The organism is Citrobacter sp. JGM124 (assembly GCF_018257795.1).
GTDB lineage: Bacteria > Pseudomonadota > Gammaproteobacteria > Enterobacterales > Enterobacteriaceae > JGM124.
This window is the reverse complement of the sequence record NZ_JAERJD010000011.1, coordinates 72,587-96,578: the sequence shown is the minus strand read 5'-3', so window position 1 is coordinate 96,578 and position 23,992 is coordinate 72,587. Positions and strand designations below refer to the sequence as shown.

22 protein-coding genes are annotated in these 23,992 nt (G+C 44.1%); 11 read left to right on the top strand and 11 right to left on the bottom strand.

From position 1 onward, the window contains the following. Positions 1 to 674: 674 nt before the first annotated feature. From yihX to fabY, 4 genes are all read left to right on the top strand, one after another. Entirely contained in the window at positions 675 to 1,274 is a 600-nt protein-coding gene (gene yihX, locus JK154_RS15560; RefSeq protein WP_211993475.1) for a glucose-1-phosphatase, read from the top strand. Further along, positions 1,268 to 2,137: a virulence factor BrkB family protein gene (locus JK154_RS15555; protein ID WP_211993474.1), complete on the top strand. Its 870-nt coding sequence runs from the start codon at positions 1,268 to 1,270 to the stop codon at positions 2,135 to 2,137. Before yihX ends, JK154_RS15555 begins: the two co-directional genes overlap by 7 nt. Beyond that, on the top strand, positions 2,137 to 2,574 hold the full coding sequence (gene dtd / locus JK154_RS15550) for a D-aminoacyl-tRNA deacylase (RefSeq protein WP_211993496.1): 438 nt from the start codon (positions 2,137 to 2,139) through the stop codon (positions 2,572 to 2,574). Before JK154_RS15555 ends, dtd begins: the two co-directional genes overlap by 1 nt. A gap of 72 nt (positions 2,575 to 2,646) precedes the next feature. After that, entirely contained in the window at positions 2,647 to 3,588 is a 942-nt protein-coding gene (fabY, locus tag JK154_RS15545) for a fatty acid biosynthesis protein FabY (RefSeq protein WP_211993473.1), read from the top strand. 16 nt (positions 3,589 to 3,604) lie between these two features. Here the strand turns inward: fabY and JK154_RS15540 are convergent, their stop codons facing one another. The 7 genes from JK154_RS15540 to gmk all read right to left on the bottom strand — a co-directional run bounded on the left by JK154_RS15540 (position 3,605) and on the right by gmk (position 12,965). Further along, entirely contained in the window at positions 3,605 to 5,287 is a 1,683-nt protein-coding gene (locus tag JK154_RS15540) for an AsmA family protein (RefSeq protein WP_211993472.1), read from the bottom strand. Between the two features lie 122 nt (positions 5,288 to 5,409). Next, complete coding sequence (locus tag JK154_RS15535; protein WP_211993471.1) at positions 5,410 to 6,801, bottom strand: uracil-xanthine permease family protein; 1,392 nt, start codon at positions 6,799 to 6,801, stop codon at positions 5,410 to 5,412. A gap of 291 nt (positions 6,802 to 7,092) precedes the next feature. Next, positions 7,093 to 9,174: an ATP-dependent DNA helicase RecG gene (recG, locus tag JK154_RS15530; protein ID WP_211993470.1), complete on the bottom strand. Its 2,082-nt coding sequence runs from the start codon at positions 9,172 to 9,174 to the stop codon at positions 7,093 to 7,095. A 3-nt stretch (positions 9,175 to 9,177) separates the two neighbouring features. Further along, a complete protein-coding gene (gene trmH, locus JK154_RS15525) occupies positions 9,178 to 9,867 on the bottom strand; it encodes a tRNA (guanosine(18)-2'-O)-methyltransferase TrmH (RefSeq protein WP_211993469.1) in 690 nt (229 codons plus the stop codon). Between the two features lie 4 nt (positions 9,868 to 9,871). Continuing rightward, entirely contained in the window at positions 9,872 to 11,992 is a 2,121-nt protein-coding gene (gene spoT, locus JK154_RS15520) for a bifunctional GTP diphosphokinase/guanosine-3',5'-bis pyrophosphate 3'-pyrophosphohydrolase (protein ID WP_211993468.1), read from the bottom strand. 19 nt (positions 11,993 to 12,011) lie between these two features. Further along, a complete protein-coding gene (rpoZ, locus tag JK154_RS15515) occupies positions 12,012 to 12,287 on the bottom strand; it encodes a DNA-directed RNA polymerase subunit omega (protein ID WP_211993467.1) in 276 nt (91 codons plus the stop codon). Positions 12,288 to 12,341: 54 nt separating this feature from the next. Beyond that, the gene (gene gmk, locus JK154_RS15510) at positions 12,342 to 12,965 is read right to left on the bottom strand and encodes a guanylate kinase (protein ID WP_211993466.1); all 624 of its coding nucleotides are present in this window, start codon (positions 12,963 to 12,965) and stop codon (positions 12,342 to 12,344) included. 233 nt (positions 12,966 to 13,198) lie between these two features. On the opposite strand from gmk, the gene JK154_RS15505 reads away from it, so the two are divergent. After that, positions 13,199 to 13,564, top strand: a complete 366-nt coding sequence (locus tag JK154_RS15505) for a hypothetical protein (protein WP_211993465.1) — start codon at positions 13,199 to 13,201, stop codon at positions 13,562 to 13,564. Between the two features lie 11 nt (positions 13,565 to 13,575). Here JK154_RS15505 and JK154_RS15500 read toward each other — a convergent pair whose 3' ends face one another. After that, positions 13,576 to 14,193, bottom strand: a complete 618-nt coding sequence (locus JK154_RS15500; protein ID WP_211993464.1) for a trimeric intracellular cation channel family protein — start codon at positions 14,191 to 14,193, stop codon at positions 13,576 to 13,578. A 478-nt stretch (positions 14,194 to 14,671) separates the two neighbouring features. Between JK154_RS15500 and JK154_RS15495 the strand changes: the two genes are divergently transcribed. Continuing rightward, the gene (locus tag JK154_RS15495) at positions 14,672 to 15,313 is read left to right on the top strand and encodes a hypothetical protein (RefSeq protein ID WP_211993463.1); all 642 of its coding nucleotides are present in this window, start codon (positions 14,672 to 14,674) and stop codon (positions 15,311 to 15,313) included. 299 nt (positions 15,314 to 15,612) lie between these two features. Here the strand turns inward: JK154_RS15495 and JK154_RS15490 are convergent, their stop codons facing one another. After that, positions 15,613 to 17,301 (bottom strand): LTA synthase family protein, encoded by a 1,689-nt coding sequence (locus tag JK154_RS15490; RefSeq protein ID WP_211993462.1) that lies wholly within the window; start codon positions 17,299 to 17,301, stop codon positions 15,613 to 15,615. A 406-nt stretch (positions 17,302 to 17,707) separates the two neighbouring features. On the opposite strand from JK154_RS15490, the gene JK154_RS15485 reads away from it, so the two are divergent. The 3 genes from JK154_RS15485 to JK154_RS15475 all read left to right on the top strand — a co-directional run bounded on the left by JK154_RS15485 (position 17,708) and on the right by JK154_RS15475 (position 20,800). Next, on the top strand, positions 17,708 to 18,142 hold the full coding sequence (locus tag JK154_RS15485; RefSeq protein ID WP_211993461.1) for a DoxX family protein: 435 nt from the start codon (positions 17,708 to 17,710) through the stop codon (positions 18,140 to 18,142). Positions 18,143 to 18,890: 748 nt separating this feature from the next. Beyond that, positions 18,891 to 19,778 (top strand): transcriptional regulator, encoded by an 888-nt coding sequence (locus JK154_RS15480; protein ID WP_349291113.1) that lies wholly within the window; start codon positions 18,891 to 18,893, stop codon positions 19,776 to 19,778. Positions 19,779 to 20,095: 317 nt separating this feature from the next. Next, positions 20,096 to 20,800 (top strand): outer membrane beta-barrel protein, encoded by a 705-nt coding sequence (locus JK154_RS15475; RefSeq protein ID WP_211993460.1) that lies wholly within the window; start codon positions 20,096 to 20,098, stop codon positions 20,798 to 20,800. 87 nt (positions 20,801 to 20,887) lie between these two features. Here JK154_RS15475 and JK154_RS15470 read toward each other — a convergent pair whose 3' ends face one another. Further along, complete coding sequence (locus JK154_RS15470) at positions 20,888 to 21,379, bottom strand: hypothetical protein (protein ID WP_211993459.1); 492 nt, start codon at positions 21,377 to 21,379, stop codon at positions 20,888 to 20,890. A gap of 425 nt (positions 21,380 to 21,804) precedes the next feature. Here JK154_RS15470 and JK154_RS15465 point away from each other — a divergent pair, with 425 nt between their 5' ends. Then, positions 21,805 to 21,951 (top strand): hypothetical protein, encoded by a 147-nt coding sequence (locus tag JK154_RS15465; RefSeq protein WP_211993458.1) that lies wholly within the window; start codon positions 21,805 to 21,807, stop codon positions 21,949 to 21,951. Positions 21,952 to 22,282: 331 nt separating this feature from the next. Here the strand turns inward: JK154_RS15465 and JK154_RS15460 are convergent, their stop codons facing one another. Continuing rightward, positions 22,283 to 23,146, bottom strand: a complete 864-nt coding sequence (locus JK154_RS15460) for a YicC/YloC family endoribonuclease (RefSeq protein ID WP_211993457.1) — start codon at positions 23,144 to 23,146, stop codon at positions 22,283 to 22,285. A gap of 125 nt (positions 23,147 to 23,271) precedes the next feature. On the opposite strand from JK154_RS15460, the gene rph reads away from it, so the two are divergent. Beyond that, entirely contained in the window at positions 23,272 to 23,988 is a 717-nt protein-coding gene (gene rph / locus JK154_RS15455) for a ribonuclease PH (protein WP_211993456.1), read from the top strand. Positions 23,989 to 23,992: the final 4 nt, after the last annotated feature.

Below are 23,992 nucleotides of genomic sequence, written 5' to 3'. Positions count from 1 at the left end.
CGTGCCTGTATTCTCATCTCTTGCTTAATTATCGAAATTTTTTCTGTATGATTCGGCGGTATGCAAGACTTGAATTCCCACTTTTTTTCGTGGTTACTAATGAACATAAAACATATTTATGTTTGCATGTTCTGCGGCTAAGTGTACAGGTCTTGAGCATGATGCAATATAAGAAATACCTTAAATAAACTATTGTTTTTTTAATATGTTAGCCGGATCGCAGTGACTGATTAATATTTCGTGATTTACTGTTTGCTTTTTAATTATACCGGGGAATTTCAAATGGTATGAAGCGTCAAAGGTGGTTTTATTTCTGGTGGTGATCTTTCCATAAGGCTGGTTTTTATTTTTTAAATAAACCGGGTTCAACGTTAAAAATTAATTATGAGCGTTATCATTCGGTATGTTAAATAAAGTGAATCCGGTATTGATAATATCAATGACGTAATGATAATGGCCATGAATGACGTAATATATTATAAGCTGTTAATTTATTTAATACGTCACGTGGATTTTCAGAACTGTTTTTCACAGTGGTTAGTAGTTGAGATATATCAATATTTTTTGTTACTCACCAAAAAATGATCACGATGCTCGTTTGCCCTGTTTTTCTTCATAGTCAAAACTTTCATTTACCGCTAAAGTGGATTTCCCAGATCAACAAGGAGATACCCATGCTGTATATCTTTGATTTAGGCAATGTCATCGTTGATATCGATTTTAATCGAGTGCTTGGTGTCTGGAGTGATCACAGCCGAGTACCGCTAGCCAGTTTGCAAAAGAATTTTACTATAGGTGAAGCATTCCACTTGCATGAACGGGGGCATATCAGTGATCAGGCGTTTGCCCAACGGATGGGGCATCAACTGGATATGGCCTTGAGCTACGAGCAGTTTGCTGATGGCTGGCAAGCCATATTCGTTGGTTTGCGTAAAGAAACCATCGATGTGATGCAGGCATTGCGTCAACAAGGGCACCGAGTAGTGGTGCTTTCCAACACGAATCAACTGCATTGCGAATTCTGGCCAGAAGCTTACCCGGAAGTGGCGCAGTCAACGGATAAAATCTATCTTTCTCAGCAGATGGGCATGAGGAAACCGGATACGGAAATTTATCTTAAACTCCTCGAAGAGGAGGGATTCAGTGCAGATGACGCGCTCTTTTTTGATGATAACGAAGATAATATTAAGAGTGCTCAACAACTCGGGATCGAGGCAATTATGGTGACCGGGAAACAAACTATCCCTGAGTGGTTTGCAAAAAACAGATGCTAAACAATATCGGGCATAAGACAAAATACACGGTGAGATCGGCAATAACCTGGGGGAAATTGCTATACCAGAGAATTGACCAGGACAATATGATGACGCTGGCCGGTAACCTGGCTTATGTTTCATTACTTTCCCTGGTGCCACTGGTGGCCGTTATCTTTGCACTTTTTGCTGTTTTTCCGATATTTGCTGATATTAGTGTTCAGCTACGGCAGTTTATTTTTACTAACTTCATGCCCGCAACGGGTGATGTTATTGAACGTTATATCGATCAATTTATTGCCAATGCCAGTCGGATGACGGCAGTGGGCGCAGCTGGGCTGGTGGTTACATCTTTGTTACTGATGTATGCCATTGACAGTGCTCTGAATACTATATGGCGCAGCACCCGGGTTCGCCCTCGGCTTTACTCATTTGCAGTCTACTGGATGATTTTGACCCTTGGGCCTTTGCTGGTGGGGGGGAGTGTGGCTATCAGCTCATATTTACTCTCCTTACGCTGGGCATCAGAGCTGCATAGTGTGATGGACGACATTTTGCGGATCTTTCCCCTGTTACTCTCGTGGCTCTCATTCTGGCTACTGTATAACTTGGTGCCGACTATTCGTGTACCGGTAAAAGACGCTGCAGTTGGGGCGATAATTGCGGCCGCATTATTTGAGCTGGGTAAGAAAATTTTCACCCTCTACATTACGATGTTTCCATCTTACCAGCTGGTTTATGGTGTTTTAGCTGTGATCCCCTTGCTGTTTATTTGGATTTACTGGACTTGGTGTATTGTCTTGCTGGGTGCTGAAATTACCGCTACCTTCGGAGACTATCGTCGGCTCAAGCAGCCAGCAGAAGAAAACAAACCGGAACAATGATGATTGCATTAATTCAGCGTGTAACCCGTGCCAGTGTCAAAGTTGGCAATGACGTCACAGGTGAAATTGGCCCCGGGCTTTTGGTATTTTTGGGGGTAGAAAAAGAAGACACCCGACAGAAAGCCGATCGCTTATGTCAGCGCGTGCTGGGGTATCGTATTTTTGGTGACGAAAATGGAAAAATGAACCTGAGTGTACAGCAGGCGGGGGGGAGTGTTCTGGTGGTATCGCAATTTACCCTCGCCGCGGATACCGAGAAAGGAATGCGGCCAGGGTTTTCTGGTGGGGCGGCACCGGAACATGCTGAGGCACTGTACGACTATTTTGTCGCAAAATGTCAGCAACAAGGTACGGTTACCCGGACAGGACGATTTGCAGCTGATATGGAAGTTTCGCTAGTTAATGATGGCCCTGTGACCTTCTGGCTACAGGTCTAACGTATCCCCGTCTTAGGTTCTACCCGTAGAATAGCGTCTTATCTGCGATGGCATTAAATAAGAGAGCAGCTTATGTATCATCTTCTTGTCCCGGAAACACCAGAGGAACTTGAACATTACTTCCATTTTCGCTGGGAAATGTTGCGCAAGCCATTACATCAGCCCCAAGGTTCCGAGCGAGATGCCTGGGATGCGACGGCTCATCACCAAATGGTTGTGGACGAACAAGGTAAGATTGTTGCAGTGGGGCGCTTATATATTAATGCTGATAATGAGGCTGCTATCCGTTTTATGGCCGTTGCCCCAGCGGTGCAAGGCAAAGGTTTAGGGACGTTAATCGCGATGGCACTGGAGTCTGTCGCGCGTCAGGAAGGGGTCAAGCGTGTGACCTGTAGTGCTCGTGAAGATGCGGTAGAGTTTTTTGCCAAACTTGATTTTGTTAATCAGGGTGAGATTACCGCACCACAAACGACACCTATCCGTCATTTTATGATGATTAAACCCATCGCTTCGCTGGATGATATTCTGCACCGTCCTGACTGGTGTGGGCAGTTGCAGCAGGCCTGGCATCAGCATATCCCTCTCAGTGAAAAGATGGGGGTGCGTATTCAGCAATATACAGGGCATAAATTTATTACCACCATGCCAGAAACCGGTAATCAAAACCCACACCATACCTTATTTGCAGGTAGCCTGTTTTCCCTGGCGACGCTGACTGGATGGGGGCTGATTTGGTTAATGCTGCGTGAACGCCATTTGGGGGGCACTATTATTCTGGTTGATGCCCATATTCGCTACAGTAGCCCAATTGTCGGTAAGCCGATGGCATCTGCGGATATGGGTTCCTTAAGCGGGGATTTAGATCGCCTTGCGCGGGGACGCAAGGCGCGAGTGACATTACAAGTGAGTCTTTATAGTGACAATACTCAAGGGGCAATGTTTGAGGGGGTTTATATGGTCCTGCCAGCGAAACCTTTTGGCCCCCTTGAAGAAGGGGGAAATGAAGAAGAATAACCGACAGAACGTGACGTCAGGGCGCTAACAGTTCACCTTGTTTCACCACTTGCTGAATTTGTTGTCCATGACTATCGGTGATATGTAACGTTCCATTTACCGTTGGTCGCAACGGTGTCTGAGCCGCCAGTTGCCCAGAGGCTGAAAGGGTGAGGTTTGCATCTCCTTCCAGTTGATTAACCGGCCATCCCCAGGGGTGGAGAATATTCGTGGGAACATTCTGACCTTTTAATTCTACCTGTGTGACTCGCTGTGGCATCTGGCTAATGGTGGCCGTCGCTTCCAGTAGCCCTTTTTCAGTAAATGCACTGAGATCAGATAAGGTTATCTGCTGTGGGTTTGCACTTAACAGGAGTGATGGGCGACGAACATCAACCCGGTTAAAGGTGGCATTGGCTGCGTTTAATGAGAGCCGCCCATCCCATAGCCCCCACTGATGGTCCCGGGCAATCACCAGATTACTCGCGCTGGCATCCAGAGCGGTAAACTGGAAAGGCCAGTCAGGATTAATATCAATAATCAGGTTACGGCTTGCGGAAAGTTTCTTGATTGTCATCTCTGCCAGCCAGTGGGGTAACGGCTGTGCCCAGAGTGCTTTCCAGTCTTCGGGCAGAGTATACTCCAGTCCGGTGAATACGACTTCGTTCATCAGGGCACTGTCGCCGTCCCGGAGCCACTGCCCATTAGCACGGACTAAACCACCTTCCCAACGTGAGCTAAACTGACGTAATAGTATTCCCTGCGGGATTAAATCAGCATTGATTATCGGTTCCTGGAAGTGGATGGAATGCCAGATAAATTCTCGTGCATTAGCGGAGAGCGTGCCTTCATCGCTGTGCCAGTCACCTTTGCTGAAGGTGATACCTCGTAGGCTAAGATCTAAATCACTGATTGCCCAGGCCGGGCCTTCCAGCCGGGCACCCGTAATATCGAGGCGATCAATTTGTAATGAGGGTGCATCAGTCAACGGGGCAAGAAAGTCGGTGAGGGATTGTTCCGTCTGGAAACGGATATCATTCAGTCGCAAGTTGCCTATTTTCCATGCACCATCGCTGGTACGGCTCACATTACCGGTTAATGTTCCACGCTCGATATCCGCACCAAGGGTCGATAACTCAAGGTTGCCATTGTTGAGCGAACCCTGAGCCAGAACATGTCTGGCAGGAATCCCTTTTAAGGTCAGCGAGTCAGCGCTGAATTCAATACTTGCGGTTTTGCCGAAGAGGCTATCCGACGTAGGATACCAGGGAATAACACCTCCATTTGCCCGTTCAGCGTGCAATGGCCATGCTCCATCACTGTTATCAATAGTAATATCCTGTAGCAGGAGACGAGAGGCCTTCAGTGGTAAAGGAAGGGTATTATTGTGAAGCGTCACTGAGCCTTGCTGGAGCAAGATCGTATCAACATCCAGCGGGTCTGAAAATTGCCGCAGACTTAAGCCAATATCGAGATGCTTCACAGCAATGACTGTCGGCTGGTCAGCATAACCCAGGGTAATATCTTGAAAAATCAAGTGGTCTGGCGTGGACCAGTGATGGCTTATATGACTCAGGGTTAAACGATAGTTGGTATTATTACTGATCCATTGGCTGAGTTGCCGGGCACCCCATTGTGTTTGTAGCACTATATAGAGGGCAACAAGCATAAGCACTACAATGCCTGACACGATAACTATCAGCCTTCCTATCAATTTCATTGTCTTCCATCCTGTGACATTCCGATAAGGAATTTATGCACCATTTGTTGTTATAGCTCAAGGGGAGGATAAGCAATGGTAAAGGCGCATCACGAGTTTAAAACTCGCGATACGCCAGAATGTTAGGCTTTTTCAGGTGGAAAAATTAAATTCAGGATGATGGCAGTAATGCCGCCAGCAGCAATACCAGAAGATAACAGTGTTTTAATCCACTCAGGTGCAAACTGTAAAATTAACGGCTGTTGTGAAACACCTAGCCCTACAGCGAGCGACAGGCCGATAATCATAATCGCCCGTCGATTGAGTGACTCACGAGAAACAATACGGATCCCTGACGCCGCAATAGTACCAAACATCACCAACGTCGCGCCCCCCAGAACAGGTTCTGGAATGTGTTGCACAAAACCACTCACGGCAGGGAACAGACCCAAGACAATAAGCATCAGTGCGACCACGAAGCCAACATAGCGGCTGGCGACACCGGTGAGCTGGATAACCCCGTTGTTTTGCCCAAAGCAGGAGTTAGGGAAGGTATTGAAAATAGCGGAAACACAGGAGTTGAGGCCATTCGCTAATACACCACCCTTCAGGCGTTTCATGTAGAGTGGCCCGGAGACCGGTTGCTCGGAAACATCAGAAGTTGCAGTAATATCACCAATGGTTTCCAGTGAAGTTACCATAAATACCAGCATCAATGGGATCAGTAAGCCCCAGTCGATACCTAACCCATAATAGAGCGGGGTTGGGATAGTGATTAAATCGGTATTTGTGGGTGCTGTACTCTCTGGCAGCATCCCCATCATCCAGGCCAGTATATAGCCCACAGCCATTGCAATGACTAATGAAGCCACACGCAGGTACGGGTTGCGCTGGCGGTTAAGCAGAATAATGACCACCAAGACTGAAGCGGCAAGCAGTAAATTCTTAGGTGCGCCAAAGGTATTATTCGCGAGAGCCCCGTACCCTCCTCCAGCGGAAGTCAGCCCAACCTGAATCAGTGATAATCCAATGATCATCACCACTGTTCCTGACACCAGCGGAGTGATGATTCGACGCGTCAGGTGTAAGAAACGGGAAATGATCATTTCGGTACAACTGGCCAGCATCAGGGTACCAAAGAGAGCTGCCATCATTCCCTGGATATCAACACCGCCATTTTTTAGTGCCATCCCCCCCATAATCAGAGGTGAAACAAAGTTAAAACTGGTGCCCTGAATAGACAGCAACCCTGAGCCTACCGGCCCCCAGGCTTTAATTTGAATAACCGAGGCGACGCCTGACGCGAAAAGAGACATGCTGATAATGTGCTGCGTGTCCGATGCAGGCAAACCTAAAGCCTGGCAAATCAGTAACGCAGGTGTAATAACCGCAACGAACATCGCCAGCAAGTGCTGGCAAGCGGCAAAAAGCGTTTGCGGCAGCGGGGGACGATCGTCAAGACGATAGATCAATTCGTCAGAATAACTGGGTGTAATCGATTGCGTTTTATCTTGATCTGCAGCATTCGCGGACATTCAGGGTTATCTCATTGTGGGAAAGTAGGCAATTTTAACTGACCAGGGCTCAAAAGCAAACGTTTGCCAGTAAATCATACACATCATAAAACGGTATGAAAATGATCATATTAATGGCCGATTAACGTTATCGAATTAAATTTTGTCGCCATCGCCTTGTGGATACTGAAAAACTGCCCCAGGAAGGGGCGGTGGCTTTAATATGAGCCTGACTGAGCAGTTAATGCTGGTTTTTTGATTGTGCCAGGGGGGAGTCATACCACGGAGAAATGATACCGAATCACTTCCTTTTTAAGCATTTGAGTAACGTTCAGTCTCTGGCATCCAGCGTTCAATTAATGCCCCGGCTTGTATCGGATAGCGTTCATGAATATGGCGAGCTAATCGTTGAACCTCAGGGATCATTCCCTGGTCCCGGAGTAAGTCTGCGACTTTAAATTCAGCCGTTCCTGTTTGACGTGTCCCCAGCAATTCACCAGGACCACGAATTTCTAAATCTTGCTGGGCAATAACGAACCCGTCGTTACTGTCACGCAGTACCTGTAAACGGCGTTGGGCTGTTTTTGATAATGGTGACTTATACAGCAGGACGCAATGTGATGCCACCGCGCCACGCCCCACACGCCCACGTAACTGATGCAGTTGTGCCAGGCCAAGCCGCTCGGGGTTTTCAATGATCATTAAGCTAGCATTCGGCACATCAACGCCAACTTCAATCACGGTGGTAGCAACCAGCAGCTGTAACTCCCCTTGTTTAAAGGCTTGCATGACCGCCTGTTTTTCTTGTGACTTCATGCGACCATGCACCAGCCCGACATTTAATGCAGAGAGCTGACCTTTGAGCTCTTCCCAAGTGACCTCTGCAGCCTGTGCTTCAAGTAATTCTGACTCTTCAATCAAGGTACAAACCCAATAGGCCTGGCGCCCTTCATCCTCACAGGCATGGCGTACCCGCTCGATAATTTCGTTACGACGGGTATCCGCAATGGCGACTGTTGTCACCGGTGTTCTTCCGGGAGGTAATTCATCAATAACAGAGGTATCAAGGTCAGCATATGCCGTCATAGCCAGTGTGCGCGGGATCGGTGTTGCCGTCATAATCAGCTGGTGAGGATGAAAGCCCTGAGCTTGTCCTTTTTCCCATAAGGCCAGACGCTGGTGGACACCAAACCGGTGTTGTTCATCAATGATAACCAGAGCCAGCCTGGCAAACTGTATCTGCTCCTGGAAAATAGCATGGGTACCCACCACCATTGAGACTTGACCATTGGCGATGGCTTCCTGTTGTGCAATACGTGCCTTCCCTTTCTGCTTGCCCGCGAGCCAGCCCACTTCGATACCCAGTGGGGCAAACCAGTGACGAAAATTATTGGCATGTTGCTCTGCAAGTAGTTCCGTGGGTGCCATCAGAGCCACCTGATAGCCGTGAGCAATTGCACGCAACGCAGCCAGGGCTGCAACCAGAGTCTTTCCTGAACCTACATCACCCTGAACCAGACGCATCATTGGTACATCTTTGGTCATGTCCTGTTCGATTTCAGCCACTACGCGTTGTTGTGCAAGCGTTGGTCGGAAAGGTAAAGCAGCAAGGAAGTTCTGCTTTAACACATCATCATGGCCGAGGGACAAAGCGTGGTAGCGTTGGGCTCCAGCCCGTAATGCCAGCATACTGAGGTTATGTGCCAGTAACTCTTCAAGAATTAGCCGGCGTTGTGCGGGATGTTTACCCAATTCCAGTTCACTCAGCTGCACGTCGGGTGGCGGACGATGAAGTATATGCAGCGCCTCTGGCAGGCTCATCATGCCCTGGCTAAGTTCAGGAGGGAGTAGCTCCGTGATGGCACAGGTATCCAGTAGCTCCAGAGCTTGATCCGTGAGTTTACGCAACGTCGCCTGGCGAATACCCTCCGTCGTTGGATAAACGGGAGTGAGTGTGTCCTGCAGGTCAGGTGTGCTTAAATCACTCTGAATACGGTATTCTGGGTGGATCATTTCCGCCCCATATTTACCACGTTTTACTTCACCATAAGCCAGCACCCGCTTTCCCGTAGAGAGGCTATTTTTCATCGCTGCATTAAAATTAAAGAAACGCAACGTCAGAATACCGGTGCCATCACTTATTTGGCAGGTCATCATACGACGACCGCTAAAGGAGATATTAGTATTCATCACCTCGCCTTCTACCGTTGTATGAATGGCGGGCAGCAGCTGGCCAATGGCACAAAGCTGAGTACGATCTTCATAGCGTGAAGGGAGATGTAACAGGAGATCCTGAAGAGTATATAGACCTATTTTAGCAAGCTTACTGCTCTGACTGGCACCCACACCAGCAAGGGCACTTAATGGGATCGCGTCAAGGAGCTGGCCTTTCACGGCTTATCCTGCAGACTGCATAGCGGCCCACCATGCGGCATCAGCGTCTATTTCACCTTGCTGATTCACATAGGGGTAAGGAAGCCCCTTACGGCGAGAGACATTGGCCAGTACGGGATAACCACCTTCAAAGAGTAATCGTTGCTGTTCAGCGTCTGGTAACATACTGTTTTCACGCTGATACATTCCTGCATTCTGTCGCTGACGCTGTGCTTCGTAGAGGATCAGGGCAGAAGCAACTGAGACATTAAGTGACTGCACCATACCAATCATGGGAATAATAATATCCTGGTCTGCAAGTGCCAGTGCTTCCTGAGTGATACCGGTTTTTTCCTGCCCCATTAAGATACAAGTTGGACGGGTATAATCAATTTCACGAAAATCAACAGCCTTTCCTGAAAGATGGGTTGCCAGGATCTGCATACCGGAGCCTTTCAACTTGCTGATGGCTTCACTGATGGTTTGGTGTGTTTTTACTTCTACCCATGAATTACTGCCGGCAGCAGCAGAAGCCATGGTACGCATGCGGCTTCCTGGCCACACAGCATGGACTTCGTGCACGCCAACAGCGTCTGCAGTACGAATAATCGCAGAAACGTTATGGGGCTTATGTACCTGCTCCATACATACAGTCAGGTCAGGTTGACGTCTTGCGAGCATTTCGCAAATACGGGCATAACGTTGCGGATTCATAGCACTAGTTTCGGTTACGGGTTACTTTGATCACGTCAGGCATCACACGGATTTTACGCATGATATTGGCCAGCTGGATACGATCCCGGGCAGTCAGTCGAATAAATGCACTATAGACTCTGCCATCTTTTTCTTCGGTATTCAGGCTTTGAATATTCGAAGCAGCTGTGTTGATCGCCGCAGTTAAGTTCGCCAGAGCACCCTGATGATTGAACATATCAACCTTAATCTCAGTGATAAATTCTTGCTCTATTTCTTTATCCCATTCCACGGCCATAAACTTCTCGAGCTCTTTTTGGTAGCCTCGAATATTACGACAGGATTCATGGTGAATAACCAGTCCTTTACCTGGGCTGATATGAGCAATAATCGGATCTCCCGGGATAGGTCGACAGCATTTTGCAAAGGTAATCAGAACACCATCAGCGCCTTTAATTGGCAGATGAGTATGCGTGCTTTGTACTGCGGTTGTGCTGGGTAATGTCGCGGTGACTTCACCTTGCAGATGCTTGGCGATAACAACACTCATGGTATTGCCGAGACCAATTTCTGCGAGCAGGTCATCCAGAGATGTCAGCTTCATGCGATCCAGCTCACGCTGAATATTTTCTGGTGGGATCTCTGCCAGTTTACGGCTGCCGCCCAAGGCATGATTTAATAAACGACGCCCCAGGCTGACAGAATCATCACGTTTCAGATTTTTAAGCATCTGACGAATTTTGGCACGTGCTTTTGAGCTGACGACAAAATTAAGCCAGGCAGCATTAGGACGGGCTCCTGGAGCGGTGATGATTTCAATGGTCTGTCCGCTGGCTAACGACTGTGACAGCGGATAAGGCTGTCTGTCTACGCGTGCCCCCACGCAAGCGTGGCCTATGTCAGTATGTACTGCGTAGGCAAAATCTACAGGTGTTGAACCCGCAGGAAGTTCAACAATACGGCCTTCTGGTGTGAAAACATAAATTTCATCAGGGAATAGATCAGATTTTACGCTTTCGATAAATTCAAAAGAGCTACCGGCGCTTTGCTGCAATTCAAGCAAGCTTTGCATCCAACGGCGGGCACGGATTTGGGCTGTGGTACTGCTTTCACCTTGTTCTTTATAGGTCCAGTGTGCAGCAACCCCCATTTCAGCCATTTGATCCATATCTTCAGTACGAATCTGCACTTCGACCGGCACACCATGTGGGCCAATCATTGACGTATGCAGTGACTGGTAGCCGTTAGCTTTCGGGATAGCGATATAGTCTTTGACTCTGCCGGGACGAGGTTTATACAGACTGTGCATTTGACCAAGTACGCGGTAACAGGTATCAACGTCACGAACGATAACGCGAAAAGCGTAAATATCCATGATGGAATGGAACCGCTGCTCTTTGAGGGTCATCTTGCAGTAAATAGAGTAGAGGTGTTTTTCACGCCCACTCACACGACATGAAATGCCTGCCTCCTGAAGTCGCCCGTCTATTTCCGCAAGGATTTTTTGAATCATCTCTTTACGGTTACCACGAGCGGCTTTCACCACTTCTTTAATGACACGGTAGCGGTTCGGATACAGAGCTTCAAAGCCGAGCTCTTCGAGTTCTGTTTTTAAATGGTGAATACCCAGCCGATGGGCAAGAGGGCTGTATATTTCAAGCGTTTCACGAGCGATACGGCGGCGCTTATCCGGGCGTAGAGAGCCAAGAGTACGCATATTGTGTGTGCGGTCGGCTAGCTTGATTAAAACTACCCGAATATCCTGCACCATTGCCATGATCATCTTACGAAAGTTTTCAGCTTGCGCTTCTTTCTTGTCGCGAAATTTAAGCTTGTCGAGTTTCGATACGCCTTCAACCAGTTCTGCAACGCTTTTACCAAAAAGCTGTTCCATATCCTGGTAGGTAGCCGGGGTATCTTCAATCACATCATGCAGCAATGCCGCCATTAATGTTTCATGGTCGAGTTTCATTTCGGCCAGAATACAGGCAACGGCGACAGGGTGCGTGATATAGGGCTCACCGCTTGAGCGTGTTTGTCCCTCGTGAGCGTCACGTGCAACTAAATATGCCTGCCGGAGTCGCTTGATTTGCTCCTCTGGCAAGTAATGTTGGATTAGCTGATTCAGGCTTTCAAACAGATACAAGGGTTACCCGCAGATTTAATTAACGACGGCCTTCAGCAATGGCAGTAACAGCTTGCAATTCAGCCGCTTCCTGCTCTTGCTGTTCCTGGCGATCACGAACATCAAGGATTTTATTATTGATCAATCCTTCTTCGATTTCACGCAAGGCAATCACGGTTGTCTTATCGTTTTCTTCCGGTACGAGCGGATCTTTACCGCCGGTCTGCATCTGACGAGCGCGACGTGCGGCGACCAGTACCAAGTCAAAACGGTTACCAATTTTCTCTACAGCGTCCTGAACGGTTACGCGTGCCATAATTAAAATGCTCCACAGATGAAGAAATGACTGGGCATGATACTGAAACTGATGTCAGTCTGCCAATAGTTTGCTGATTAAAGCGTCATGTCGCATTTTTTGGCGACTCATGCGTAAACGCTCAGCACGGATGATTATTTTGAGATCAGACAGGGCAGAGTCAAAATTATCATTCACAATAAGATAATCATACTCCGCATAGTGGCTCATTTCTGCGACAGCCTGTGCCATGCGCTTTTTGATAACCTGTTCGCTATCCTGACCCCGACCACGAAGTCGACGATCTAACTCTTCTTGCGAAGGCGGCAGAATAAAAATACTTCGGGCATGAGGCATTCTCTGCCGAATTTGTTTAGCGCCTTGCCAGTCGATATCCAGGAAAACATCGACGCCTGTAGCCAGAACCTGCTCAATCGCATGACGAGAGGTGCCGTAATAATTACCAAACACTTCTGCGTGTTCCAGAAATGCCTGTTCGGCAATCATTTGCTCAAATTCGGGTTTACCGACGAAGTAGTAATGTTCCCCGTGATTTTCTCCAGGACGTTTATCTCGAGTTGTGTGAGAAATAGAAACCTGGGTGTCATACAACGGTTGTGTCTTTAACAAAGCCTGAATAAGGCTGGATTTTCCTGCCCCACTTGGAGCCGAAACAATATAAAGCGTGCCTTGAACCATGGATTTAAACTTAATTGGTATGCTTAAAAGGAAGTACTTCTATTCTCGTAGTATACACACACCCTGACCATGGGCGTAGGTTTTGTCATCAATTACGCTATTTTTTGTTGTGGATTGTACGTTATCCCTTGATTCTATGTCGTATGCACTGCAACAACCGTGATTTTTAGGGGGCAACCCCGAATTAACAAAATCTGTTACTCGAACCACCCCGGCTCTTTGGATATACCAGTATGAATAGTATTCAGGGAGGAAGCATGAAAGAGTGCGTTCAGTATTTTATTGCAGCAATATTATTGAGCACGGGGCTTGTCTCTGCGCCAAATAATGCTGGCTCTGTTGTTATTCTTAACTCTCAGGGAGTAAAGCAAACCAGCGATAATCAGTTGCCGCAATATGCCACAGCAACCCGACTAAAACCCGGCCCATGGGCTGAGAAAACAGCAGAAAGCCACTTTATCAGTGGGGTAAGCTTCAGTAGTGGGAAGCCCCCAGCTTTGTTATGGCATCGTTTTTCGTTAACGGCAGATCCTGATTTTATTTACTGGGTCATCAGTATCTGCAGTTACCATACGGCTTTTACGCTACTGGCCGTTTAATGTGCAGCAGCTCAATGTTCAGTATGTTTATAATAAAAAATCGGTAACCCCAGGCGTAGGCGTAGTGCCAGTAAACGTGCAGTGAAACCAAATAACAACGTGGCAATCACGACGACATCCTGATTGGTGACATAGTGCTGGAGTATGAGGTAAAGCACTGCGGCAGCAAAAGCGATACCGGCATAGAGCTCTTTTTGGAACACCAGGGGAATTCTTTTACAGAACATATCCCGAAGTACGCCACCGAAAACACCGGTAATCACTGCGGAAATAACAGCCACGATTGGGCCTTCCCCCATATCCAGAGCGACCTGGGTACCAATAATGGAAAAGACAACTAAGCCCAAAGCATCCAGTACTAAGAAGAGTTTGCGTAAATGAGGCATAAGCGGTGCCATCATGGTTGTGATTACCGCAGCCACAGCAACAATAACAACATATTCAGGATGTTTTACCCAAGTCAGCGGGTAGTGGCCAAGTAAAATATCTCGTACTGAGCCACCGCCGAGAGCCGTTGCGGTTGCAATGATAATTACGCCGAAGGTATCCATACGACGTCGACCCGCTGCCAGCGCGCCTGTCATTGCTTCTGCCGTGATACCGACAATATAAAGAATATGAAGTAACATAAAACAGCACCTCTCCAGAAGAGATGTCAGAGTACTATTTTTTGAAAATCATCACGATTGAGATTTTCTTAGTTGAAACCTAATGAGTTATTTTTTCTTATTGAAGTTTAGAATTATTCTTCATATACAATAGACTTAGAGTTCTTCACCCCATTCTTATGCATTAAAAAATCTAATCCACTTGTTGGGCGAAAAATGAGGTTGTCGTGTGTTCTTTATCTGCCCTGCAGGTATGGATCAGTATGCGCAATATGGAAGAGAAATGCAGTCAGTAGGGGATATGTAATTGTACTAACACAGTACCGATAGAGAGTGAGGTATATTTGAATAATTATTATTAGTTCAATTAAAGCTTAATAATTAAATACAAATAAAAAAGGCCTGCCATTTTATAACTACGGTTGTCGTTTTTTAATGCTTTATTAAAAAAACTCTACGTTAGACTTTCTCTTGATAGCAAAACTTATGAAATTATTAAGTGAGCCAGGTTGCATTATTAGGGAAGAAAATGAAGCCATACGTTAAATTAATATTCAGTATTGTCATTTACTCTATTACATTGAGTCAATATGCGAGTGCATCTAAAAACTCACTTTACGTACCGGGCAAGTTAGGGGCATCATTTGTAAGTATTTCCAAACAGACTATTGATGACACTGATTTACTTAGTGAAAGGCGAGCTATATATTGTGGTGGCTCAAGCTCAAGAAATGCTTTTAACGGAGGTGTTGTAATAGGTTATGATTTTTATCATGACTATTATTACTCATTAAGGTCTGAGTTTGAAATTATAACGAGGGAAAGAGTGGAACCCCATTATAATATGAGGCAATCTCAACTTAGACTATCTGGCTCCCATGGTTCTATAGCGATGGAAAGTATTAGAGATGAAGTGGTAATTAATATTTTTATGATCAATAGCTATTATGGATTCAGGCGCACCTCTGTCTTTACACCTTATATAAGTTTTGGTTTTGGCGTGGCAAACATTAAACATAAGTCTACCAGTGAACGCCGAGAAATGCGTCGTTCCGATCATTATCGAGATTCTGGCTACAGTTCAAAATCAACGTCAAAGATCGGCAATAATTTAGTATGGAGCCTGGGGGGTGGCGGGTAATATGCTGTAAATGAAAATATTTTTCTGGATATCAATACCTAAATGCAGGTGCCTCATTTGTACAGGATAATGACCGGGTGGTGTTACCTGTGCCAAAAATTAAGACCAGAACCCGTGATATGCTGTTTGGCATTTCTTATCGTTTCTGAAAAATTCACCCTATGTATATAAAATGACAGCCATCGGCTGTCATTTTATAGTGCGATGCGGTAAACGCGTTATTATCATGATATCTCATACTGATTAAAGCGTTACGAAAATCAGTATGAGATTAAAACATGAGCGAGTTTCACCTGTGATTAGGGCTTCGAGGCGATGTTCAAATTATCATAAATATAATTTTTGTAGCTCTCTACTAATTTTTTATCTTCACAATCATTGAGTTCGCCTTTACACAAATGACGCATATCAATATTTGCCTGGTAAAAAGCAGACCTATCTAATCCAGCTTGTTCCAGTATCATACCCCCTAAAAATGCAATATCTGTCAGTCTGCCTAAATCGCTTACAGGGCCAGAACCTGAATTATCACGCAAGCTGAATTGGGTTAAATACATAGGGTCTGGTAGCTCAGTACTATAGCCTTTATTCCAGTTAATCCCGGGCTGATGATCACCGAAATGGAGGAAAATGGTTGGTTTTTTTCTGGTATCAACAAAGTTAAAGAAATCTTCCATCGCTGGGTCCGAAGTACTGATTTTCTCAACGTAATGGCTGAATGCACCTGATGATGGTGCATAATCATCATGGTGATCTGAATCATAAGGACCATGCTCATACATGGTAAGCGCATAAATAAATAGTGGTTTATCTGTTTCAGTGGAAAGGATTTTCTTCACATCATCAAGGATATCGGCAGTTTTTATATGCCAAAGGTTCTCCGAAAGATCGCCAGGGTAACCTAACTCCTGAGGCTGAATAATTTTATCAACTCCCATTTGTTTATAAGCATGTCCGGCGTTATAAGCAGATTTATTAAAAGGTGTTAGCACGACAGTGTAGTAACCATTCGCCTTCATCTGTTTAAACAGACTGTCATTGAGATGATCGACCGCAGAGTAGAAAACTGAGTTTTTCATTGCTCCAAAGTCATCACTGCGTAAGCCTGTTAGCAGTGCAAACTCAGAAAGCCAAGTGCCGCCGCCAAAAGTTTGTACTCGCATTGGCGTGTGTGCCTTTACATTACCCGTTTGTTCAAACATCTTGAGGTCAGGTAATTTTTGGCTTCCCGTTAGGTGATACAGGTGGGGGTCAACAGTCGATTCTTGCAATAGCACAATGATATCCGGGTGAGTTGTTGTACCACCTGCTTTAGATGATTGCTGATTGAGTGCTGTAGCCTTTTCTTTGAAGTAGGCAGCTGATTCTTTACTAAATTGTGGTGACTGGTATTCAATCTGGGTTGATGACATCACCAAGTTTGATAGTACTCCTGTACCTTTTGGTAACATCGAAGCCCAGGGCTTTTGGTAAATGCTGAAACATGAAACCAGACTTACTGCAGAAAGCAGCATCACAGCGATACCATAGATGAATGGGCGATATCCCTGAGTTCGAGGTTGAGCACGCCAGGATGCTACGACGGTGATGGCAAGCAGCAGTAGCATGCCTAAAGCGGCTAATCCGGCAAGAGGATAATGTAATAGAGTTTCGGCATTAGCTGGATCAACCATTAGAAAAATATCAGGAAACATTAATACATCTTTATAAAAATGTATTTTAAGCTGATTAGTTAATTGTAGCAAAATAACTAAGAGACTACTTATTGATAATGCTAAAATAACTCTCCCGGTCAAAAAAACAATCGCGCCAATACTGAATAAATAAACACTAAAGGCAGCAATCACGGGATAGATCTCTCGTGGGGAGTTCCCTGAGACAATAATTAATGCTGCCAGGGTAAGTATTAAGCAGTATACCCAACATTTGGGGCTTTTTTTAAGTGCTGAATAAACTCTATGTACTCTTGACCGAATTAACAATTTCATTACGGTTATCTCAACAAATGTTATTATACATATTCTATTAATGGTTTTTTGTTGCCAGCTTGCCAGGCATAACACCAAAACACAGGCGTGCTACGATAGCAGAAACTATCGGAACAAACATGCTAATCATATGAAATAACGTAAATACTTCAGTAGCGGATAATGGCTTTTTGGGATATCCTGGTTCCGATAAATGTAATTGTTTTTTTCTACATGTAAGTATCTCCACTAAGAAAATTCAATTAATTAACAGTCGGTTAGTTTTTTCTGGTAGATATGTCATTTTTTTCTTATTAATGAAATAGATGCGCTAAGTCATGGTTCTGTCAGATTAGGTTGACTATTTTGGTACCTTACCCGGGCTCTGTCTCGCTTATCAGCTAGCTATTTTGACGAGGAAGTTAAGATGATCGCAAAACTGAACAGTGTATTTTCTTCTTTAACTTATCATCCTGACGCAGGTCGGCTGTTGTTACGTATTCTTGTTGCAGGGTTGATGCTTTTTCACGGCGTTGCCAAGGTAAGCCATGGTATTGACTGGATAGCAACAGACTTGGCAGCAAAAGGGCTTCCTACTTTTGTAGCCTATGGGGTCTTTATTGGTGAAATTCTTGCACCAGCAATGGTTATTCTGGGAATTTTAACGGCCCCTGCTGCTTTGGTTATTCTTATCAATATGATTGTTGCGATGTTAATGGTTAATGCTTTCGGCCATGCTATGGAAGTGACTAAGGTCGGAGCCTGGGCTCTCGAAACAGACGCCTTCTATGTCATTGGTTGTCTCGCTATTATGCTGCTCGGTTCTGGTAGATTTTCTGTTGCTTCCCCTGCATATCGTTGAATGAGTGGCAGGCCTGTGCCTGATAGGGGGCAGGCCTGCTATGCATATGATATGTAAAGCGACATGCTGATTTTCTTTTCAGAATATAATAACAGTCCTCTTTGTTGTATCTCCTGTCTTCTCCTGTTGTATTTCATATAAATTAGATCCCCACCCTTACTATTATCATTGTTTTTAAAAAATGAGAGCAAATAGTACGGATAATCACAACACATACTGATGTGGATATATTTAAGTTGTTGTTTTTTTGTTACATCCACATAAATATATAAACCTCATATTAATCATCTGGTTAATTGTATTTTTTTGTGATATATATGATGCATCATTCGTATCCGGTAAAAGAGATTTACACTTTTTCAAAGTGTTTCCATGCTTTTTTTGTTAGATGTGATAGACGCAGCGTGAGTGTATTGCAAACGTGTAGGGAGTCCGTTCGCGGATGGCTGGATTGTTTTGCTGGTTCAGGTTAGGTTTAAAAAGGGCTGGTTCCCAATTTTGAGCCAACTGAGTGAAGTTACAGTCAGTTGGACCCGTGTTTTTTCATGCACATACGTTCAGCTGAAGTGTCAGGGTATTGGGTCTGTCTGAATTTCAGTACGTTAAGATAAAGATTTCCGGTGTAACGATTTTTAACAGGAAATACATATTATGCATTGAAATCAATGGGATGGCATTGGATATTATAGAGGTTTCTGAGGCTTTCAGGATTTGTAACGCATAAAGACAACAATGAAGAAGTGTTCAAGTGATAATAATTAAATATTCTGGCTGGGATAAGTGTGATTTCTCAGATTACAAAAAACTGGCCATAAAATATGGTTTTAATAATGAAACCTCTCCATTTTTTATAGAGTTCGCTATGAATAATGGAGCCGTATTCGATTTCTTTATTTTAAGGAAGAATGGGGTTGATGTTGGGGCATGTTGCGTTGATAACGGCTGGCTTTGTAATGATATAAAAAATCCAAAGAGTCAGACGAACGATCTCCCATTGCCTAAATATTCAATAATGCCGCCATTCCTTAAAAATATTCGTTGTTTAATGCCATTCAAGTCTAAATGCTTTGCATTGGAATCCGCGCATATACTGAATGCATCATATAAATTTTTCTCTAAAAGAAAGGTCGCGATCGCAAAAGCATCAACTGATTTCTCGGCTAAAACTGTTTCTACAAGAAACAGAGAAATTAGAAAATTCATTTCTGATGGTGGTAGTTTTAAAAGTGCAGCAGAATATTCAGAAAATGAGTTATATGATATCTACAGCCATTTATATTCTGACCGACGTTCAGGTGCGGCGGCTTTATCCCCAGTTGGTAAAGATTTTATTTCTGAATTTAAAAGCCAAATTGTTGGCGATATAGCTTTAATAAATGATGAGCCAGTTGCCTTTCAGCTAAATATAAAATCATTGTCTAATTATGGGCTGTTTGTTGATTTTATTAATATAGGTTATGACACAAAAATCAAAAAACATTCCTTAGGTACGCTGATCATGTGGCGAAACTTGCAAATAGTGGAGTCTCTTTCGGCTGATCATCACGCTCCATCAGTCTACTCATTTGGCATGATGTCTGGTGAGTATAAACAGAGATGGTGTAACCCTGTCCCTGTGGGAAAAATACTAATTTAGTAAATTATCACTCCGTACACTCCATAACTTTCTTTTTTTCAGATAGTTATGGAGGTATTTTTCACTAAGTAGCTTTCAGGGGAAAGCCCATTTTTATTTATTATATAGTGGCTTATGCATTCGGTCTTAAGCTGTCATTAGATGAATATAATCGTTTATGAAGTATTTAATTATAATGTTGATGATGCTAATTCTTTCAGGTATTTGAATCCATAGAGTTATATCAAAAAAATATTTTCGTTTTTTAGATATTATGATAGCGTATGCATTTGCTACAATAAGTTTTGGTTAGCCTGCATTTAATCAAAGGGTAAAAAATGAAAAAAATCATATTATTATCAACATTATCCGTCTTGCTTTCTTATACATCAATAGCATCCGCGAAGGATGGTATATATATTACCGGAAAATTAGGTACATCTGTTCTTAATAATTATGGTAATAAATCAGATCTTAATGGTGATGATATCACTAATGGTAACTCTAAGATCTCAAGTCATACCAAAGGTGTGTTTGGTGGTGGTGCAGCTTTAGGTTATGATTTCAATGAACAATATCAATTACCTGTGCGTGTTGAGTTAGATTTAACATTCCGAGGCCAAGGCGAAGCCAGTGGTAACCAAAACGTTACTATAGAAAATATGCCTTTTGACATTGATGTTAAAAATAAAGTCCGTACTACGACGTATATGATCAATGGCTATTATGATTTTCATAACAGTACTGATTTTGTACCCTATGTTAGTGTAGGTATGGGTATTGCCCACCTAAAACTGCAAAATAACCTCAATGGTGAGGATGTTGTTTCTGGCTCTTCAAATAATTTTGCCTGGGGTGTAGGTCTGGGTGCTAAGTATTTATTAACAAGTAATATTTCAGTAGATGCCAGTTATAAATACATCAATGCAGGCAAGGCTAAAGCATCATTTTCAGGTACTGAGGATGGGGAATTTACTGAATATCATACAGAATCAAAATCAGCATCTAATGATTTTATGGTTGGTATAACGTATAGTTTCTAACCTTTTACAGAACACAGGTTCATTAATGGCCTGTGTTCTGTTATTGTAGCGATTATCCTGGTTATGTTCAGTTTTTAAACTGGTTTTTTATATGAACGTAACATTTAAACCACTTCTTTTCTCATTATTATAGAGTTCTTTACCGGATGAACCACTGTTCTTTTCAGTCGAGATAAGTAATTTTCTTCCCAAAATAGCATCGGCATAGTTTTTCTGATATGAGTCTGAACTCACTAGTGTCGGTGAGCATAGATTTTTATTAGTATCGACGCTGGTAAATTTGGTTATAAATACTTTTTTAGAGGTATCTTTTAACTCTTTGGCGGTTGTTCCACCATAGTTGACGTTAACTATTGATGTTGATGTTAACTGATTAAACTCAACCTCAGAATAGTAATCTCCTTCTTTAGTGAGATAGAAAAACTTAGTATCACTAATATAAAATTTATTGTCTTTAAGTTCGTTACTTTCCAGATTAGAGCAAAACTTTGAATGGTCATCGATTCCAAGCTGATGTGCATAGTAGGCACACCCATTCAGCATCAGTACAGACAGAACAACCATTGACTTCAAATTCATAACAACCCACCCCTTAAATTTATGATCACTAAAAAAGTTAATTCTATATGTTTTTTTCTAATATAACAGTAAGTTAGTAATGTCAGTTGGCTGATGATGCACTTAGCAGTGTTTAGCATAATATGCACCATGCGCAGCAGTATCTGTATGTGTGCTCTTTACCCCGATGATCGCCCGGTATACCTGTCGCCACAGAATATCACTGGAGAAGCAATTCAAAAAAATAATAATGTGGTAAAGATTTTCTTCTGTCATGGTTGATGTAATTCAGGAGATAAAACCAGAAAAATCATCACTGAACGGATTATTTATCCGGGAACAGTGGATTTTTAGCCTGTCTGTAGTGATAAAAAGTGATGAACTTCCTTTTACTATTAGGTTATTTCAGCTATAAATAATAAATCACGTATAGAGTCGAGGTGTATATGGGTAACGCTAAAGAAGAAAAAGTATCTATAAAAGAAGAAGTTAAACAAATCAAAGATGAAGTTGTAAAAGACTTGAAAGAAGCTAAAGATGATTTCAAAGAGGCTGAAAAGTTATTTGAAAATCATCCATCATCATTAGAATGATTTTTATTATATTAAACGGGTGGGTTGGCTATTAAATTCGCCCGTTTATTATTACCCCCGCTTTATATGATTAATGCTATCCGTTTATCGGGGCGATAGCTTTATTCTCATCTTAAATATATTTTTTTGTCCCTTGCTTTATCCAGATGCAGATCTGCCAGCCAGTAACATGTGCTATTTGTATATACAGGAACATTGAATAGGGCCCTGTAGATATATTGCAAGAGCGACCCTGCAATGGGTTGTACTGTGATGATAGATTTCAATAATGGAAGCCCGCCATAGGCGGGCTTAACGTGATTTTTGCATCTGAGTAAACGACTTTGACAGGTTACTCAATATTCTGGATTTGCTCACGCATTTGTTCAATCAGTACTTTTAGCTCAATCGCGGAGTTAGTGATTTCCGAGTTGATAGACTTAGAGGCCAGTGTATTTGATTCCCGATTAAACTCTTGCATCATAAAGTCGAGACGTCGACCAACGGCCTCTTTCTTCTTCAGGATGTTATAGGTTTCTTTAATATGGGCTTCAAGGCGATCCAATTCTTCGGCAACATCAATGCGTTGTGCCATTAGTAACAGCTCTTGCTCCAGACGTGAATTTTCCAGCTGAATATCTGCGTCTTCAAGTTTGCTGACCAGGCGTTCACGTTGCCAATTCAGTACTTCTGGCATGTGTGACCGAACTTTGGTGACTTCTGCGCTAACGCCTTCCAGGCGTTGCTCAATAAGCGTTTTTAAGGCCTGACCTTCGGTTTCACGGGCCACTATAAAGTCGTCCAGTGCACCGTCCAGCGCCATGATGATTTCGGCTGCAATGGTGTCGAGGTCCTGCTCCTGGGCAGACATAACGCCAGGCCAGCGTAGAATATCAACGGGATTGATTTCCCCTTCATCGCTCTGGACTTTGACCCACTGGGCTGCCTCTACCAGCTGTTTTGCTAGTTTTTCATTGAGAAGTAAAGAGGTTTGGGCACTGTTGTCGGGATCGAAACGCAAATTACATTCAATTTTACCACGTGTCAGACGGGTGCGGATGCGTTCACGCGCGACGGGTTCAAGGCTACGGAATTGTTCCGGCATGCGAATATACGTTTCGAGATAACGCTGGTTTACCGAACGTAACTCCCAGGAAGCAGAGCCCCATTCCCCTTTTATTTCACGCCGTGCGTAGGCTGTCATGCTGCGAATCATAGTACGTACCCGTTTTAACCTAATGTATCTTTTGATTATAGCGGTGCTAAGCCTGTCAGGATAGGAATAAGCATCTTAAGGCCGTATAATGCGCAGCCACATTCGTTTTAGCCGGAGATGACCCCATGCGTCCATCAGACCGTCGCGCCGAGCAAGTGCGCCCTGTTACCTTAACCCGCCATTACACTAAGCATGCCGAAGGCTCTGTATTGGTTGAGTTTGGCGATACCAAAGTGCTTTGCACCGCAACCCTGGAAGAGGGCGTACCCCGGTTCCTTAAAGGTCAGGGAAAAGGGTGGATAACTGCCGAGTACGGTATGTTGCCACGGGCTACCCATAGCCGTAATGCGCGTGAAGCAGCAAAAGGCAAGCAGGGGGGAAGGACTCTGGAGATTCAGCGCCTTATTGCACGTTCGCTGCGCGCTGCTGTGGATTTAAAAGCCCTGGGAGAATTTACCATTACTCTCGACTGTGACGTTTTACAGGCAGATGGCGGCACTCGAACGGCTTCTATTACGGGGGCTTGTGTTGCCCTGGCTGATGCGTTGAATGCACTGGTTGCCAGTGGAAAATTAAAGAGCAACCCAATGAAAGGTATGGTTGCTGCTGTTTCTGTCGGTATTGTAAACGGTGAAGCCCTTTGCGATTTGGAGTATGTTGAGGACTCTGCTGCAGAAACTGATATGAATGTTGTGATGATGGAAGATGGTCGCATGATTGAGGTGCAAGGCACCGCTGAGGGTGAACCGTTCTCCCATGAAGAGTTGCTGACTCTACTGGCATTGGCCAGGGGGGGAATTGACTCAATTATTGCCACCCAAAAAGCAGCATTAGCAGAGTAATTTT